The organism is Tenacibaculum sp. UWU-22 (assembly GCF_041021355.1).
Classification (GTDB): domain Bacteria; phylum Bacteroidota; class Bacteroidia; order Flavobacteriales; family Flavobacteriaceae; genus Polaribacter.
Genome location: NZ_JBFNGP010000004.1, coordinates 164,256 through 181,523, shown reverse-complemented (window position 1 = coordinate 181,523; position 17,268 = coordinate 164,256). Strand labels below are relative to the sequence as shown.

Genomic DNA, 17,268 nt, shown 5'->3' with positions numbered 1-17,268 from the left:
ATGTTTAAAAAACTTCTCTTTTTTATTTTTATATTTTCTTTTAATACCTATGCAACAACTATTATTGTTGGTAAAAACGCTAGAATTACAACAATAAAAAAGGCGGTTGAAATTTGTAAAGAAGGCGATACTATTTTTATTGAAAAAGGCATTTACAAAGAGCATAATATTTCAATATTAAACAAATCTATACACATTGTTGGAGAAAAAGAGGTTATAATTGATGGTGAGTTTAAAGAGTCTATTATTAAAGTTACGGCCAATAACTTCTCTATAGAAGGGGTTACCTTAATCAATGTTGGGCATAGTTATACTAAAGACTTTGCTGCAATATTAGTGTCTAAAAGCAATCATTTTGTTTTAAAAAATTTAGTGTTAAAAAATGTGTTTTTTGGGTTTCTTATAGAAAAATCGCACTATGGAAACATAGAAAATAACATCATCACAAGCCATGCAGATAATGAAGCAAATTCGGGTAACGGAATTCATTTATGGCACTGTTCTAACATGAAAATAAAGAATAATACGGTTTCTGGGTTAAGAGATGGTATTTATTTCGAATTTGTGAATAATAGTACGATTACTGAAAATAATAGCCATAACAATATTCGTTACGGACTACATTTTATGTTTTCTAATCACAATTCTTATTTTAAAAACGAGTTTAAAAATAATGGTGCTGGTGTTGCGGTAATGTTTTCTAAATTTATTGTAATGCGCGATAATATTTTTCATTACAATTGGGGAATGGCTTCTTACGGTTTGCTTTTAAAAGAAATTTACGACGCACAAATTAAAAATAATATTTTCGAACAAAACACTATAGGTATAAATGTAGAAACGTGTACTAGGGTAACCTATACAAACAATATTTTTGTTAGAAATGGTTGGGCATTAAAGTTTAGTGGGGGATGCTATGAAAATGAATTTACAAAAAACGATTTTTTGTACAATGCTTTTGATTTATCATATAATAGCCAATTAAACGACAACCGTTTTGAACAAAATTTTTGGAGTGAATATACGGGGTACGATTTAAATAAAGATGGTGTTGGTGATGTACCTTACAGACCCGTTAAACTATTTTCGTATATTGTAAATCAAACGCCAGAATCTTTAGTGCTTTTAAGAAGCTTATTTATTGATATTATTAATTTTTCTGAAAAAGTATCACCGGTATTTACCCCAAATAATTTAATCGATAAAAAACCTTTAATAAAAAGGATAAATGATAGCAATTAAAAATTTATATAAAAAGTTTGGAAAACTAACCGTTTTAGAAAATTTAAACTTAAACATTAATAAAAGTGGTATTTATGCTGTTTTAGGACCTAACGGATCTGGAAAAACCACTTTAATTAAATGTATGTTGGGTATGGTAATACCAAATAAAGGAGAACTGCTTTTTCAAGAAAAAAGTATTTTAAATAAATACCAATACAGAAAAGATATTAATTACTTGCCACAAATTGCAAACTTTCCTTCAAATCTTACCGTTATTGAGCTGATAAAAATGGTTAAAAATTTACGGGCAAAAGAATCAAACGAACAAGAACTTATCGATTTATTTGGCTTAAATAACTTTTTAAATAAAAAATTAGGCAACTTATCTGGTGGTACAAAACAAAAAGTAAATTTGGTACTTACCTTTATGTTTGATAGTGATTTAATTATACTAGACGAGCCAACTACAGGATTAGATCCAATAGCTTTAATTCATTTAAAAAAATGTATTAATCAAGAAAAAGAAAAAGGAAAAACTATTTTAATAACTACTCATATTATGAGTTTTGTTGATGAAATTGCCGATGAAATTATTTTTTTATTAGATGGTAAAATATACTTTAAAGGCTCTGTACAAAGTTTAAAAGAACGAACCCAAAAACAAGACTTAAATAAGGCAATTGCTCACTTAATATCAGAATAAAATGCTTAAAATATTAAAATATAGTATTTATGATTTATTACGTAGCAGATGGAGTTACGTTTATTTTTTATTTTACTTGTTGCTAGGTTTTGTACTCTTATTTTTAAACAACAATGTAAATAAAGCCATTATTACATTAATGAATATTATTATAGTATTAACCCCTTTAATAGGAACCATTTTTGGTGTTATGTATTATTATAATTCAAAAGAATTTACAGAGCTTTTATTAGCCTTACCCATAAAGCGAAGTACAATATTTATTGGACAATATATTGGCATTTCATTATCGTTAACGTTAAGTTTGGTATTTGGATTAGGTATCCCTTTTTTAGCCTATGGAATTTTTAAATCTTCTGCTATTTTTGATTTTAGTTTGTTATTAATTACAGGGTCTTTTTTAAATTTTATTTTTGTTGCTATATCGTATAATATTGCCTTAAAAAATGAAAATAAAATAAAAGGATTTGGATACGCTATTTTAATGTGGCTATTTTTAGCTGTAATTTACGACGGTGTTTTTTTAATATCACTAATCTTATTTAATGATTATCCTTTAGATAAATTTTCGCTCATTGCTACAATGCTTAACCCAATTGACTTATCTAGAATTTTAATTTTATTAAAATTAGATATTTCGGCCTTATTAGGCTATACAGGAGCTGTGTTTAGACAATTCTTTGGTACTTATTTAGGTGCATTTATAGCAGGCATACTTCTTTTTTTATGGGTGTTAGTTCCCGTTTGGTTTATGAAAATAAGAGTTAAGAAAAAAGATTTTTAAAAATCCTTTTCATGACTTATATCATTTTTCTAAACATAGTTATATTATAGATTTGCTTATATAAAAGATAAAAAGGTCTTTTATAAAAATTTAATTAAATAAGTTAACCATGTTATCAAAAAAACAAGCTAAAACATTTTTCTTAGGCGGAACCTTTGTAACGTTTCTCACCTTTATTGGTTTGACAATTTTTTCTTTATCAAAGTCAAATGATCAAACCAACTATAAAGAGATTACCGAGAGTGTTGTAAGAGGTAAAAAAATCTGGGAATCAAACAATTGTATGGGATGTCATACAATACTTGGGGAAGGAGCATATTATGCCCCAGAACTTACCAAAGTTATCGATCGATTAAATAAAAGATACGATGGCCAAGGAGAAGAAGTTATTAAAAGTATACTTAAATCGCCCGTTCCATGGCAACCACACGGAAGAAAAATGGTTGCTTATCACATGACTGATCAACAGGCAAGTGATGTGGTTGCATTTTTTAAGTGGATTGGAAAAATTGACTTAAACGGATTTGGAGAAGTTGTAGGAGTTGACAGAAAAATTTCTCCACTAGCAAAAGATAATAATAAATAAAAATAGAGCATTATGAAATATAAATCACAAAAAGTAGCATATTGGTTTTTTGCATTATCTATGCTCTTATTAGCATTACAAATTGTATACGGTTTTATCATGGGTTTTGCCCATATAGGATTTGATAATTTACATGAATTTATCCCATTTAATACAGCAAGAGCTGTACATACTAACTTATTAGTAGTTTGGTTATTGTCTGGTTTTATGGGTGCCGCGTACTATATTATTCCAGAAGAAGCTCAAACCGAATTAGTAAATGTTAAACTAGCTTACGTACAATTAGTAAGTTTAGCGCTAGTTGGTGTGGTGGCTATTGTAGGATTTCACTTAAACTATTGGGAAGGACGCAAATTTTTAGAAATTCCTAGACCCTTAGATTATTTAGTAGTTGTAAATGTATTATTGTTTTTAGGTTTAATTTTAACTACTCTTTTTAAAGGAAAAAGAAAAACCACTACAGCAATAGTGCTCTCTATGGGGCTATTATTTGCAGCATTATTATACTTACCCGGTATGTTGCCTTTCGATAGTCAAGTAACAGATTCTTTTTTCCGTTGGTGGGTTGTTCACCTTTGGGTAGAGGGTGTATGGGAATTAATTATGGGAGGTATTTTATCGTTCTTATTAATTAAATTAACAGGTGTAGATAGAGAAGTAATAGAAAAATGGTTGTATGTAATTGTAGGGCTTACCTTTTTATCAGGAGTCTTAGGTACTGGTCACCACTACTACTATATTGGAGTTAATAAAATTTGGTTAGTTGTAGGAGGTATTTTTTCAGCACTAGAACCCTTAGCATTTATGGCTATGGCTTTATTTGCCGTAAATATGTATAGAAAAGGAGAAAAAAAACATCCAAACACATTAGCTTTGTATTGGACCCTAGGTTCAGCTATTGTATCTTTTATTGGTGCGGGGTTGTTAGGTTTTGCTCATACGCTACCACAAACAAACCTTTACACACATGGTACCTTAGTTACCGCAATGCATGGACATTTAGCATTTTGGGGAGCATACGCTATGATTGTATTTGCAATTATAAGCTATAGTTTGCCAAATTTAACAGGTAGAAAACTATACGATAGCACCATAGGAAGAATGGCTTTTTGGATGTCTAATATTGGAATGTTAGGAATGACTGTTGCCTTTGGTGTTGCAGGTGTAGCTCAAGTGTATTTAGAGCGAAAAATGAAGTTAGATTTTATGGTTGTACAAAAAGAAATTAGTATTCACTTTGTAGTGTTACTTTTATGCGCAACATTATTTACAGTAGGTGTAGCTTTGTTTATAATAGATTTTTTTAAACATGGAAAGCCAACTGATGAAGCATTAGAAATATCAACTAAAAACTAAAATAAATTATTTTAAATTATGAAAACAATAAAATTACTAGTAATATTAGTAGCAATTACCCTATTGGGTAGTTGTAAAAACGACAAGAAGAAAGGTGTCGATTATTCTAAAAAAAAGGTTGAAACGACCGATAATAATGGAGGAATAAAAATTTCAGATGCTGAAATAAAAGAAGCTAGCCAAATTTATTTTGCTAACTGCGCAGGATGCCATGGTTCAAGTAGAAAAGGAGCTACAGGGCCATCTTTGTTACCAGATGGAGATAAAAAATTTGCAGCTACAAAAGCTTTGGGGGCTGAAGGATTACGTGCTTTTATTGAAAATGGTACACCTGCAGGAATGCCAGAATGGAAAGGCGTTTTAACAGATAGTCAAATCGAATTGTTAACACGTTTTTTACAAGTTGACCCTCCTGCAATTCCACCATTTGGTATAGACAAAATTAGAGAAACTTGGAAACTAATTGTACCCGTTGCAGATCGACCTACAAAACCACAACATAATAGAAATATTAATAATTACTTCGGAGTAATTATGAGAGATGCTGGTAAAGTTGCTATTATAGACGGTGATACTAAAGAAAAATTAGCCGTATTAAAAACGGGGTTTGCAGTACATATTTTAAGAACCTCTGCTTCTGGTAGATATATATACTCTGTAGGTAGAGATGGTAAAATTACAATGATTGATACTTACCCTAAAGTACCAACTATTGTAGCAGAAGTTAAAGGAGGTTTCGATTCTCGCTCTGTAGAAGTTTCTAAATACAAAGGTTACGAAGATAAATATTTAGTATTTGGTGGTTATAGTCCTAGTCATATAGTAATTTTTAATGCACAAACACTAGAACCTATTAGTGTTACCCCTACTGCAGGTAATGCTTGTGATGGTGACAAAGAGTATATAGAAGAAGCTCGTGTAGCATCAATTGTTGCCTCACACACACACCCTGTTTGGATTTGTAATATTAAAGAAAGAGGAATGGTAGATATTGTAAACTATACTAATCCTGAAAAACCAAAAATTACAGAAATTCCTACAGCAAGATATTTACATGATGGTGGTTGGGATTATACAGGACGTTATTTCTTAGTAGCTGCTAACGCAAGTAATAAAATTGTTGTTATAGATGTGCCTAACGAAAAATTAGTAAAAATTATACCAACAGGTATAAAACCACACCCAGGAAGAGGGGCAAATATTAAAAATAGTTTAGGTCATTTATGGGTTACTTCTCATTTAGGAGAAAATAAACTTTCGTTTATAAAAACAGACCCAGGAAAAGGACAATGGACCGTGGTAAAAGAAATAAAAGCGCCAGGAGTTGGTGGTGGAGCATTGTTTGTAAAAACACACCCTAAATCGAAACACCTATGGGTAGATAGAACCTTAAATCCTGATCCAAAATTAAATTCTACAGTTGATGTGTTTGATGTAAATACATTAAAATTAGTAAAAACAATAGAAGAACCAGAAGGGGTAGATGGTAGAGCTGTACACTTCGAATATAATAAAGCAGGTGATGAGGTTTGGGTTTCATATTTCTCTGGTAAAAAAAGTGCAATTGTTATTTATAATGATAAAACTTTAAAAGTTAAAAAAATTATCGAAGGTGACTGGGTACAAAACCCAACAGGTAAATTTAATATTTACAATACAACACACGATATCTATTAAAATGAACATAACATCTTTAAAGAGGTTTGCGCCTCTTTAAAGATGTTTTAATCTAGTTGAAAATTACCAGATTTTTTACTGTAAATTTAAAAGTCATGAAATTAATTATAACCTCATTAATTTTATTAATAGGCTACACCTATAGTTTTGGTCAAAATATAGCGAAAGATTCTACAAAAACAATTGAATTAGACGAAGTGGTTATAACCGCTCAATATGCTCCAAAATCAGAAAGAAATGTAGTTTATAAAGTAACCCGAATTTCTTCAAAAGCTATTCAAGCTAGTGAAGCTTCTAACTTAACAGAATTATTAAGAAATAAATTAAATGTAGATCTTTCTTATAATTCTGCTTTTGGAGCTGGTATAGAGATGGATGGAATATCAAAAGAGAACATAAAAATATTAGTTGATGGTGTTCCTCTAATTGGTCGGGTTAATGGGGTGTTAAACCTAAATCAGATTAATTTAGAAAATATAGAAAGAATAGAAATTGTTAGAGGACCTGTTTCTGTATTCTATGGCACCGATGCAATTGGTGGTGTTATTAATTTAATTACCAAAAAAAATCAAGCAAAACCTATAGAGGGGCTAGTAAAAACATATTATGAAAGTGTAGATGCTGTAAAAATAGATGGTTCTGCTGGTTTTAGCTCAGGTAAAAACTTACTTAGAATAGATTCAGGCACATATTTTTTTAAAGGTATAAATACCGATGATAATAATACAAGAAAACAAAATTGGCCTAAAAGAAATTTATACAATACAAACGTTAAGTATATAAGAAACATAGGCGATTTTAAACTTAATTTGTCTAGTAATTTTTCTAAAGAAAACGTTTACACTTTAGGCGAAATTAGTTCAAGAAGCAATACCGCTACTGATATCGATTATACCACTAGACGATGGGATAACTCGATTAATTTACAAGGAAAATTTACGAATAATCATTACTTAGACGCAACGGTATCTTATTTAGATTATGACAGATACGACACTTCATACAAATTTAATCCAACAGATAATACCAGTACTTTAATTGTTAATAACCCCGATGCAAGTGCAAATTATTTTGACACCTTTTTTGCTAAAGTACAATACGCTAAAAGTGATTATAACAAAAAACTAAATTATGCTTTTGGTGTTGAACAACAATCTGATTACGCAGAAGGAAATAGAATTTTAAATGACAAACAAAGTGTAAAAAACACCTCTGCATATACCAGTATTAATTACAAATTAATTACTAATTTAGAAATTCAACCAGCAATTCGCTATACCTATAATAGTAGTTTTAAATCATTATGGTCTCCTGCATTTAATGTAAAATATGCTATTGATAGTCAAAATATTTTACGTTTTGCCTACGGTAAAGGTTATAGAGCGCCTAGTATAAAAGAATTGTATTTAAATTGGTCGCCAACCTATGGGCCTTTTACGTATACTTTTACAGGAAATGAAAATTTAAAAGTAGAATCTTCACAAAGTTTTAATTTTAATTATACCTACAATAAAAATTTAGAAAATGGCGGATTTTTTAAATTAGAACCCTCTATTTATTATAATAAAATAATCGACTTAATAGGGTTAAGCCAATTGGTAAATTTTGAAAGACATTATATCAATTTAAATAAAACAAAAGCTATTAACTATGTTGTAGAGGCTACCTATAAAACATCTGATCGCTTAGAAATAAATTTAGGTTTAGCTTATTTAGGTAGATATTTAGAATATACCGACGAATTTAACTCTGGAGGTTATTTATACACCCCAAGTGCATCATCATCTATTTTCTATAACATTAAACCAATTAACACAAACTTTAATGTATTTTATAAATACAATGGTAAAAGAGAGGGTAATTATATAGAAAAAGATAATACAACCTCAAAAGATGTGTTGAAAAAATCTGAAAGAGAAGCGTTTAATAATTTAGATGTTTCTTTATCAAAAAATTTCACTAACGGATTAGCCATTTCTGTTGGGGCAAAAAATTTATTTAATGTCAAAGATATAGAAACGTTTAATGAAATTGGTACGGCTCATAATAGAGACATGCAACTTTGGGGTACTAGCTATTTTGTTAGTGCTAAATTTAACTTTTAATGTTACTAAGCATAGCTTATTTTAATAAAAAAGAGTATTTTATATAAATTATGAATTAAAATTTCAAAGGAATAGGTAATAAAAAAATTTATTAGTGAAATATTAAAAACCCTACAACAACATGCAAGTAACAAAAGATATAAAAGAAACTGTTTGTATACCATATTACAAACCTATTTACAGAGAAATAGAAGTTTTTGAGCACGCATATAGCCAAAAATTACCCATACTGTTAAAAGGGCCGACAGGAACAGGAAAGTCTCGTTTTGTAGAGTTTATGGCAAATAAATTAGATAAAAATTTAAATACGATAAGCTGCCATGAAGAAACCTCTTCTACCGATTTAATTGGCAGGTATATTATTAAAGGGGCAGAAACAGTATGGCTAGATGGGCCATTAACATTAGCGGTAAAAACAGGTGCCATTTTATATTTAGATGAAGTAGCTGAAGCCCGTCCAGATGTTATTGTAGCTATTCACTCTTTAACAGACCACAGAAGAGAATTGTTTATTGATAAGTTGGGCATAACCATAAAAGCACACCCAGACTTTATGTTAGTAGCTTCATTTAACCCAGGTTATCAGAAAGGATTTAAAGAGCTAAAACCATCTACAAGACAACGCTTTGTTGCCATTTCTTTTGAATATCCTACAGAAAAAACAGAAGTAGAAATTTTAACCAACGAAACCAGTATTTTAACGGCAGATGCTAAAAAATTGGTTCAAATTGCTACAAAAATTAGAAATTTAACCGAATTAGGTTTAACAGAAACCGTATCTACTCGATTGTTAGTAGATGCGGCTAAGCTTATTGTTTCGGGTTTACCTAAAAGACTTGCTACACATGTTGCCATTGTAGAGCCTTTGTCTGATGAAATAGAAATAACTACTGCGTTAAAAGATTTATGCGATTTAATGATTTAAAGGGCTATATAATTAACTATAAGTATTATAAATAATTACAAAACCTAATGGGATGTTCGAGTTTGAGCCAGATGAATATATTTTTACCAAGTTTGCTAACTATTTTAAACGCAAAAAAAAGCAGCAAGAAAACAATTTAACACATGCAGCTAGGTTAGCAGAGTTGGCTCCTCGACTTACCATTTTAGCAAGAGCTATTACTGGTAACCCTATTATTATTTATGAAGCTGAACGAGAAGGAGGATATAAAAACAATAACTTTTTTTTACCTAAAACAATAACTTTTTTTAACACTTTAGAAAAAAACAGTTCATTTTATTTATTTAGAGTTTTATACTTAGCTGTGCAAAAAAAAATGAATTTAAATTGGAACGATGCTATAGAACACAATTTAGAAACATCACAGCAAAAATCGCAAGAAACTTCTCAAAAAGTATTAACGGTATTATTTCAAGAATTTCCTATAACAAAAACATATTACAATCAATTTATAACCTATTTTAACAATGTAGCTGACACTAAAAACCCTGCCGATTTTTCTTTTATTTATGGAAAATGGATGAAAAATTTACCAGAAGAAAACACAACAAACCAACTACAGCATTTTACAGATAAAGTAAAAACAGCAACTGAACAGGTAAAAACAATTTTAAAAGCAACAGCTGTAGAAGAAATTGTATCTGTAGAAGTAGATAAAAAGCAACAAGAAGATGCTGTGATTCAACATCAATTTGAAAAAGTAGAAACAGCAGAAGAGTTTGGAGGTAATTTTAAAGATTTTGACGGAGATGATGCGTTAGACGACCATGCCAATGCGCTTGAAGATTTAACCATGAAGTATACCGTTAGGGTAGATGATACGGCTCATTCTGTATATCAAGCAGATTTTATCGAAAACACTACCGTATCAGAAAGTAGTGCTATAGAAAACAAAGGCTATTATTTAGAATATGACGAATGGAATGCTTCTAAAAAAAGCTATAAAGAAAACTTTTGCAAAGTATACCCAACTAACCTTTTAAAATCTAATGCGCAGTATTACAAAACAACCATTAAAGAAAATAAAGCCATTTTATTAGGTTTACGTAAAATGTTAAGTAATGTAAATAATAAATATCAGCGTATAAGAAAACAAACCCAAGGAGAAGAATTTGATTTAGATGCTTTAACGGATTTATTTGTTGATATACATTCAAAAAAAACACCTTCAGAAAAAGTCTATTTATCTAAACGTAAAAAAGAAAAAGACATTTCTATATTACTTTTATTAGATATTAGCTTATCTACTGATGGTTATGCTAATGGCAATAGAATTATTGATGTAGAAAAACAAGTGTCTATACTTTTTGGTGAAATTTTAAACGAGTATGCTATTGATTTTTCTATCAATTGTTTTTACTCTAAAACAAGAAATCACAGTACTTATACCACGATTAAAGCTTTTGATGAAGATTGGAATACGGCAAAAAATAAAGTAGGAGCGATAGAGCCATGCGGTTATACTAGAATAGGGGCTGCTTTACGTCATTCGGGAGCGTTGTTAGAAACTAGAGATACAAAAAACAAGTGGGTACTTTTAATTTCTGACGGAAAACCTAACGATTATGATAAGTATGAAGGCAGCTATGGTATTAACGATGTAAAACAAGCTTTAAGAGAGTTAAATGCAAAAAATATTAACTCTTATGCCTTAGCAATAGAAGCACAAGCTAAGTATTATTTACCACAAATGTTTGGGCAAAATCATTATCAAATTTTAACAACGCCTGTAGCCTTGTTAAAATCTTTAGTGCTTCTTTACGAAAAAATAAGAGAGCAAAGTTAGATAGTTTAGAGTACTACGTAAAATAAAAAGTATTTAGTTTTTAGATTTTCTATTACTTGAAAATAGTGATAGATATAAAAATGCTTAATCTGTATGATTAAGCATTTTTTATACTGTTATTTACTTATAAAGAGTAAAGGTTATCTCGCTCTACGTCTTCTTCCAAATCCACCTGTTTTTTTGTCTTTAAAACTACGGCTAGGCTTTTCAGACAGTTTTGATTTTCTTTTACTACTAGTCGTAGTTTTAGTGTTCTTACGACGCCCAAAACCTTCAGTATTAACTCCGCCTTTACGTTTTTTACCTCCTGAAGATCGGTCAGTTTTAGTAATTTCAACATTAATAGAGCGACCGTTAAAATCAGGTTCATTCGCTTTAAAAGCAGCTAGTGTTTCTTTTTCAAAGTTTTTGTCAATTTCGAAAAAAGAAAACGTATCTAAAATATCAATTGATCCAATATTGATTTTATCGCCAATATTTTGGTCGTTTATTAACCCAATTAGTTTAGCTGGGTTTAAACGGTCTTTTCTACCAATATTAATAAAAAAGCGAGTCATATTTTCGCTCGAAGCAGTACCTCTCGAATTACCAAAAGAAGATAAGTTATTTAAATCAGGTGCATTGGTATAGTACGATAAAAACGTATTAAACTCTAACGATACAAATTTTTGTATTAGTTCTTCTCTTGATAAACCTTCTAATTTTTCGTAAATACTAGGTAAAAACGTTACAATTTCTTCATTGTTAACATCGATGTTTTTTACCTTATCTATTAAATAAAATAGTTGATTTTGACAAATTTCTTTTCCTGACGGAACTTGTTGATGTATAAATTTCTTTTTTATAATCCGTTCAATAGCGTTTAATCTTGATTGTTCTTTTTTACTTACCAAAACAATCGAAACCCCTTTATTTCCAGCTCTACCAGTACGCCCACTACGGTGCGTGTAGTTTTCTATTTGATCGGGTAATTTATAATTAATAACATGCGTTAAATTAGTTACATCTAAACCTCGAGCAGCCACATCAGTAGCAACTAAAATTTGAATATTTTTTTCGTGAAATTTTTCCATAATGCTATCGCGTTGTAATTGCGACAAATCACCATGTAACGCATCAGCATTATAACCATCTTTTATTAAATTATTGGCAACTTGTTGGGTTTCTCTTCGAGTTCTACAAAATACAATTCCATATATATTAGGGTGTAAATCGGTTATTCGCTTTAACGCTGCATAACGCGTTTTTTCAGTAACCAAATAATATTCATGATTTACATTATCAGAACCTGTATTTTTTTCGCCAGAAGTAATTTCAATAGGCTTTGTCATATAATTTTTAGCAATAGCCTCTACTTCTTTAGGAAACGTTGCTGAAAATAATAAGGTTTGTTTAGTTTCTGGAGTTGCCACTAAGATTTTATCTAATTCATCTTTAAACCCCATATTAAGCATTTCATCAGCTTCATCTAAAACCAACCATTGCACATTTTGTAACTTTAATACACGACGTTTTATTAAATCGACTGTTCTTCCTGGAGTACCTACTACTATATGAGCTCCACGCTTTAGTTTTTTTATCTGCTCTTCTATGTTTGCACCACCGTAAACCGTTACTACTTTTAACTGAGGTAAATACTTGGAAAAGTCTTCTATGTTTTTACCTATTTGAACCGCTAATTCACGTGTGGGCGATAAAATAATAGCTTGTATATTACTGTTGTTTTGGTCGGCTAATTCAATTATTGGTAAGCTAAATGCTGCTGTTTTTCCTGTACCTGTTTGAGCAAAAGCTTTTAAATCATCGGTAGAACTTATAATTTGCGGAATAGCTTTTTGTTGAATTACAGTAGGTTTTTCATAGCCTAAATCTAATAAAGCTTTATTAATTGGGTCTTGTAAGCCCAAACTTAAAAATGTTGTTGACATAACTTTTGTCTGTGTTTTCTTGTTTTGATTCACAGACGCCAGTACCTGCAAACCTATATTTATATTTCGGACAATCGATTACGGGTTCAATTTTTCTGGTAAATTGGTAATCGTAATTTTAAAAAATAAAATCGTGCAAAGGTACGTTAAATAAAATGAATGAAAATAAGAGGGTTTATTATTTTATAAATCAGCAATTTGTCTATTTATTTTTTGTGAAGCTAATGAACCAAAACTATTTTTTATAATTCCTTTTTTATTTACTAAAATAGCTCGAGGGTATTTACTGGTTAAAAATGCATTAGCACTACTTTTATCGGTAAGGTAATATTGATTTTTTATGTCTAATTTTTTAATACGACTATTGTCTTCTAAATTGATAACAATAAACTGAGTGTCAAGATTTTTTTTAGCTAAAAATTTGATGCGAGAAGCAACCCAATCATCATTAAAAACATTAGCATTTCTAAAGTAAATTACGCTTTTTTTATTTTTAATAAGGGGTAATATATTTTTGCTTTCACCGTTATAGTCTACTAACGAAAAATTAGGTATTTTTTTATTGTCATGTAACCGTTTAGCATCATTTAACAAACATTGTACTTCCTTTTTATCTTTTATGCTTGTGTTTAATTTAAAAAAAGTATAAAACACCTCTTTATTTACAGAACAAGTTGATTTTCCATAAAAATCACGAACAACAACATGACGTAAATAAGTATTTTTTAAATCTTCCGTTTTTATGTTTTTATCGATATTTTTTAATAATGCTATCGTAAAATCGTCTGAATTTTTTTTGTGCCCCTCTTTATAGGTATCATTATAAATTTTACTTAATACGTAGTGAGAGTAAGGATAATAAAACATAATAGAGTCCAAATTCATAACAGCTTGTTCACGATGCTTGTAAAAAGAAGCCTTTGTAATTGGTAAACTATCTAATTTATTTTGGTTTTTATGATTTATAGGATAATTTTCTAACTCACTATATAGTGGGTATATCATAGCAATTTTTAATAGACTTAAAAACTTTTTTGATGTATTCGGATTATTTGCTTTAAAAACCTTATATTTTTTAATCTTTATTTTTTTTAATGAATCTACTTTTGCCTTAAAAGTATCTGGATCTAGTTTAAATAACCTGTAAAAAAATCTTTCGTCTTTTTCATTTTGCAGAAAAACATCAATTAGCATGTTATTTTTAGTAGCATTTTTTCCGCTAAATACTAACGATTCGTCAAAATTCCAAGTATTTAAACGAAGTAACAGGCTGTCTTTTGGTGTTAGGTAAACATATTGATGCTCAGGACCATGTGAAAAATAATATAAACCTTCAGGTATATCTGTAAACTTACCTAAAAAGGTATTGTCTTTTTTTAAATTTATGGTGTCAATTACGCCTTTATTGTTAGAAACGAGTATAACCCTTGATTTAGGGTTAATAATTTTTCCTCCAAAATAAGTAATTGTATGTTGCTTACCTTTTGAACAAGCAAAAACAAGGCTAAACATTATAAATGAAATTATATATTTCATTAACATATTTTTTTAACGTTGGTACTTAGTAAACTAAAACTTGTGAGCTTTTTAAATTTGTAGTATTTATTAACGTTTTTCTTTAAAAACAAACTATTATTCAAGAGCAAATATAATTATCAAATAAGCATTTAGTTGTTAATACGTTGTTAAAACCTCAGCTTTATTTGTTATAATTAGCAATACTATTTTCTCTTGGTTTTTAACATGAAAAGACTACTTTTGCATCAAATTTAAAAAACGTAGTATGTTAACAGTTTCTAATTTATCAGTACAGTTTGGTAAACGCGTATTATTTGATGAGGTAAATATTAAATTTGTTGAAGGTAATTGTTATGGAATTATTGGGGCTAATGGTGCAGGAAAATCTACTTTTTTAAAAATTTTATCAGGCGAAATAGAACCTACTTCTGGTCAAGTACACTTAGAACCTGGAAAAAGAATGTCGGTATTATCGCAAAACCACTTTGCTTTTGATGAATTTTCAGTACTAGAAACGGTGGTTATGGGTAATAAGGAGCTATATAACTTAAAAAAAGAGATAGACTGTTTATATGCTGATTATACCGATGAAAATGCTGAAAAAATAGGAGAGCTACAAGTACAATTTGAAGAAATGAATGGCTGGAATGCCGATGCTGAAGCAGCCGCATTATTATCAAATCTTGGAATAAAAGAAGATTTACATTATGCTCTAGTAAAAGACTTAGATGGTAAACAAAAAGTTAGGGTATTATTGGCACAAGCTTTATTTGGTAATCCTGATGTATTAATTATGGATGAGCCTACTAACGATTTAGATTTTGAAACGATTAGTTGGTTAGAAAACTTTTTAGCTAATTATGATAATACTGTAATTGTAGTATCACACGACCGTCATTTTTTAGATGCTGTTTGTACTCATATTTCTGATATTGATTTTGGTAAAATCAACAACTATTCGGGTAATTATACTTTTTGGTACGAATCAAGTCAGTTAGCAGCCAAACAAAGAGCTCAACAAAATAAAAAGGCTGAAGATAAAAAGAAAGAATTAGAAGAATTTATTCGTCGTTTTTCTGCAAACGTTGCTAAATCAAAACAAGCAACTTCTCGTAAAAAAATGATTGAAAAATTAAATGTAGATGAAATTAAACCTTCTTCTCGACGGTATCCAGCTATTATTTTTGAAAGCGAACGAGAAGCTGGTGATCAAATTTTAAATATTGAAGGATTGTCTAAATCTTTTGAAGGCGAAATACTATTTGACAATATTGACATCAATTTAAATAAAGGCGATAAAGTCGCTATCATTTCTAAAAATTCAAGAGCGGTTACTGCTTTTTATCAAATTATAACAGGTAACGAAACACCCGATAAAGGAAAATATACATGGGGGGTTACTACCACTCAATCATATTTGCCTTTAGATAACACCAAATTTTTTAAAAATAAAGACTTAAATTTAGTAGATTGGTTACGCCAGTATGCTACAACCGAAGAAGAACGTGAAGAAGTTTATTTAAGAGGGTTTTTAGGAAAAATGATTTTTTCGGGCGAAGAAGCTTTAAAGAAGAGCAATGTTTTATCAGGAGGAGAAAAAGTACGCTGTATGTTATCTAGAATGATGATGACTAGAGCAAATATATTATTGTTAGACGAACCAACAAACCACTTAGATTTAGAGTCTATCCAAGCACTTAACAACTCGTTAATTAATTTTAAGGGTACGGTTTTATTTTCAACTCACGACCACGAATTTGCACAAACCGTAGCCAATAGAATTATAGAAATAACACCTAAAGGCGTTATTGATCGCTATAGCACGTTTGATGACTATTTAGCAGATGAAAAAATTAAAGCATTACGTGACGAAAAATATGTTTAAGCATTAAAATATACCCTTATTTTTTTGTGCTTAATTTTGTATTTTATCAACAGTTATTATTCTATAGGTATTTGAATTTACCGTAATTCTAATATTTTTACTCAAATTTGAAACGTAAAAGTTTTTACCTGTTTTTATAAAGTTATCGACGTGTGCGTTTTTGATTACTTCAAAAATAAAATTTTCAATTTCTACGTTAGATAAATTACTTTTCAATTTTTTATTTATTCGGCTATAAACAAGTTCGGTATAACAAATATTATTTAAAATTTCAGCTTTTGTTTGTTTCAATTTTTCAACTTTTTATTTTGAAAATTTAGAAAACAATATACTGGTAATAACTCCCATAATTACATAATACACCACATATAACAACGCATTTATTAAAAAGCCTGTCAAAGAAAGCATATTGCTAGTGGCATAATCAATCATGCCCGAGCCAAAGCCTTGAAAAATACCCAGTAACATTCCAAATTGAACCCCTTGAGAAATACTGTAGTATCCTCTAGACCATTTAGAATAAAGTACGGTAAATAAAAGTGCCAAAATAACACATCCTAAAATTAGCATAAAGTGAAGAGGATTACTTCGCATAACTCCGGTAGCAGAGCCTAAATTATCACTTAATAATACCCCTCCAATCACACTCCAAAGAAAAAAACCACCAAAATAAGCCCATAAAGCAGCTCCTATAAACGGAACTAAATTAGATTTTGAAAACATAAGTTTGTAAATTAATAGTTAGCGTTTAC

Annotated in this window: 14 protein-coding genes; 10 read left to right on the top strand and 4 right to left on the bottom strand. The window is 29.8% G+C overall.

The window, feature by feature from the left end:
* The 9 genes from nosD to AB2B44_RS08430 all read left to right on the top strand — a co-directional run bounded on the left by nosD (position 1) and on the right by AB2B44_RS08430 (position 11,185).
* Positions 1–1,242, top strand: a complete 1,242-nt coding sequence (gene nosD / locus AB2B44_RS08470; RefSeq protein WP_369049144.1) for a nitrous oxide reductase family maturation protein NosD — start codon at positions 1–3, stop codon at positions 1,240–1,242.
* Positions 1,229–1,927 (top strand): ABC transporter ATP-binding protein, encoded by a 699-nt coding sequence (locus AB2B44_RS08465; RefSeq protein ID WP_369049143.1) that lies wholly within the window; start codon positions 1,229–1,231, stop codon positions 1,925–1,927. Before nosD ends, AB2B44_RS08465 begins: the two co-directional genes overlap by 14 nt.
* Before the next feature lies 1 nt (position 1,928).
* Positions 1,929–2,711: an ABC-2 transporter permease gene (locus tag AB2B44_RS08460; RefSeq protein WP_369049142.1), complete on the top strand. Its 783-nt coding sequence runs from the start codon at positions 1,929–1,931 to the stop codon at positions 2,709–2,711.
* A 181-nt stretch (positions 2,712–2,892) separates the two neighbouring features.
* Positions 2,893–3,297 (top strand): cytochrome c, encoded by a 405-nt coding sequence (locus AB2B44_RS08455; RefSeq protein WP_369049141.1) that lies wholly within the window; start codon positions 2,893–2,895, stop codon positions 3,295–3,297.
* Between the two features lie 12 nt (positions 3,298–3,309).
* A complete protein-coding gene (locus AB2B44_RS08450; RefSeq protein ID WP_369049140.1) occupies positions 3,310–4,653 on the top strand; it encodes a cbb3-type cytochrome c oxidase subunit I in 1,344 nt (447 codons plus the stop codon).
* A gap of 18 nt (positions 4,654–4,671) precedes the next feature.
* Positions 4,672–6,330 (top strand): cytochrome D1 domain-containing protein, encoded by a 1,659-nt coding sequence (locus AB2B44_RS08445; RefSeq protein ID WP_369049139.1) that lies wholly within the window; start codon positions 4,672–4,674, stop codon positions 6,328–6,330.
* 95 nt (positions 6,331–6,425) lie between these two features.
* Entirely contained in the window at positions 6,426–8,435 is a 2,010-nt protein-coding gene (locus tag AB2B44_RS08440) for a TonB-dependent receptor plug domain-containing protein (RefSeq protein WP_369049138.1), read from the top strand.
* A gap of 121 nt (positions 8,436–8,556) precedes the next feature.
* The gene (locus tag AB2B44_RS08435) at positions 8,557–9,360 is read left to right on the top strand and encodes a CbbQ/NirQ/NorQ/GpvN family protein (RefSeq protein ID WP_369049137.1); all 804 of its coding nucleotides are present in this window, start codon (positions 8,557–8,559) and stop codon (positions 9,358–9,360) included.
* A gap of 52 nt (positions 9,361–9,412) precedes the next feature.
* Complete coding sequence (locus tag AB2B44_RS08430) at positions 9,413–11,185, top strand: nitric oxide reductase activation protein NorD (protein ID WP_369049136.1); 1,773 nt, start codon at positions 9,413–9,415, stop codon at positions 11,183–11,185.
* 140 nt (positions 11,186–11,325) lie between these two features.
* Here the strand turns inward: AB2B44_RS08430 and AB2B44_RS08425 are convergent, their stop codons facing one another.
* Both AB2B44_RS08425 and AB2B44_RS08420 read right to left on the bottom strand, forming a co-directional pair.
* The gene (locus AB2B44_RS08425) at positions 11,326–13,113 is read right to left on the bottom strand and encodes a DEAD/DEAH box helicase (RefSeq protein ID WP_369049135.1); all 1,788 of its coding nucleotides are present in this window, start codon (positions 13,111–13,113) and stop codon (positions 11,326–11,328) included.
* A gap of 183 nt (positions 13,114–13,296) precedes the next feature.
* On the bottom strand, positions 13,297–14,649 hold the full coding sequence (locus AB2B44_RS08420) for a hypothetical protein (RefSeq protein WP_369049134.1): 1,353 nt from the start codon (positions 14,647–14,649) through the stop codon (positions 13,297–13,299).
* A 247-nt stretch (positions 14,650–14,896) separates the two neighbouring features.
* Here AB2B44_RS08420 and AB2B44_RS08415 point away from each other — a divergent pair, with 247 nt between their 5' ends.
* On the top strand, positions 14,897–16,516 hold the full coding sequence (locus AB2B44_RS08415; protein ID WP_369049133.1) for an ABC-F family ATP-binding cassette domain-containing protein: 1,620 nt from the start codon (positions 14,897–14,899) through the stop codon (positions 16,514–16,516).
* A 30-nt stretch (positions 16,517–16,546) separates the two neighbouring features.
* Here AB2B44_RS08415 and AB2B44_RS08410 read toward each other — a convergent pair whose 3' ends face one another.
* Together AB2B44_RS08410 and AB2B44_RS08405 are read right to left on the bottom strand one after the other, a co-directional pair.
* Positions 16,547–16,807, bottom strand: coding sequence for a DUF3781 domain-containing protein (locus tag AB2B44_RS08410; protein WP_369049132.1), 261 nt, complete (start codon positions 16,805–16,807; stop codon positions 16,547–16,549).
* Positions 16,808–16,819: 12 nt separating this feature from the next.
* Positions 16,820–17,239, bottom strand: a complete 420-nt coding sequence (locus AB2B44_RS08405) for a hypothetical protein (protein ID WP_369049131.1) — start codon at positions 17,237–17,239, stop codon at positions 16,820–16,822.
* Positions 17,240–17,268: the final 29 nt, after the last annotated feature.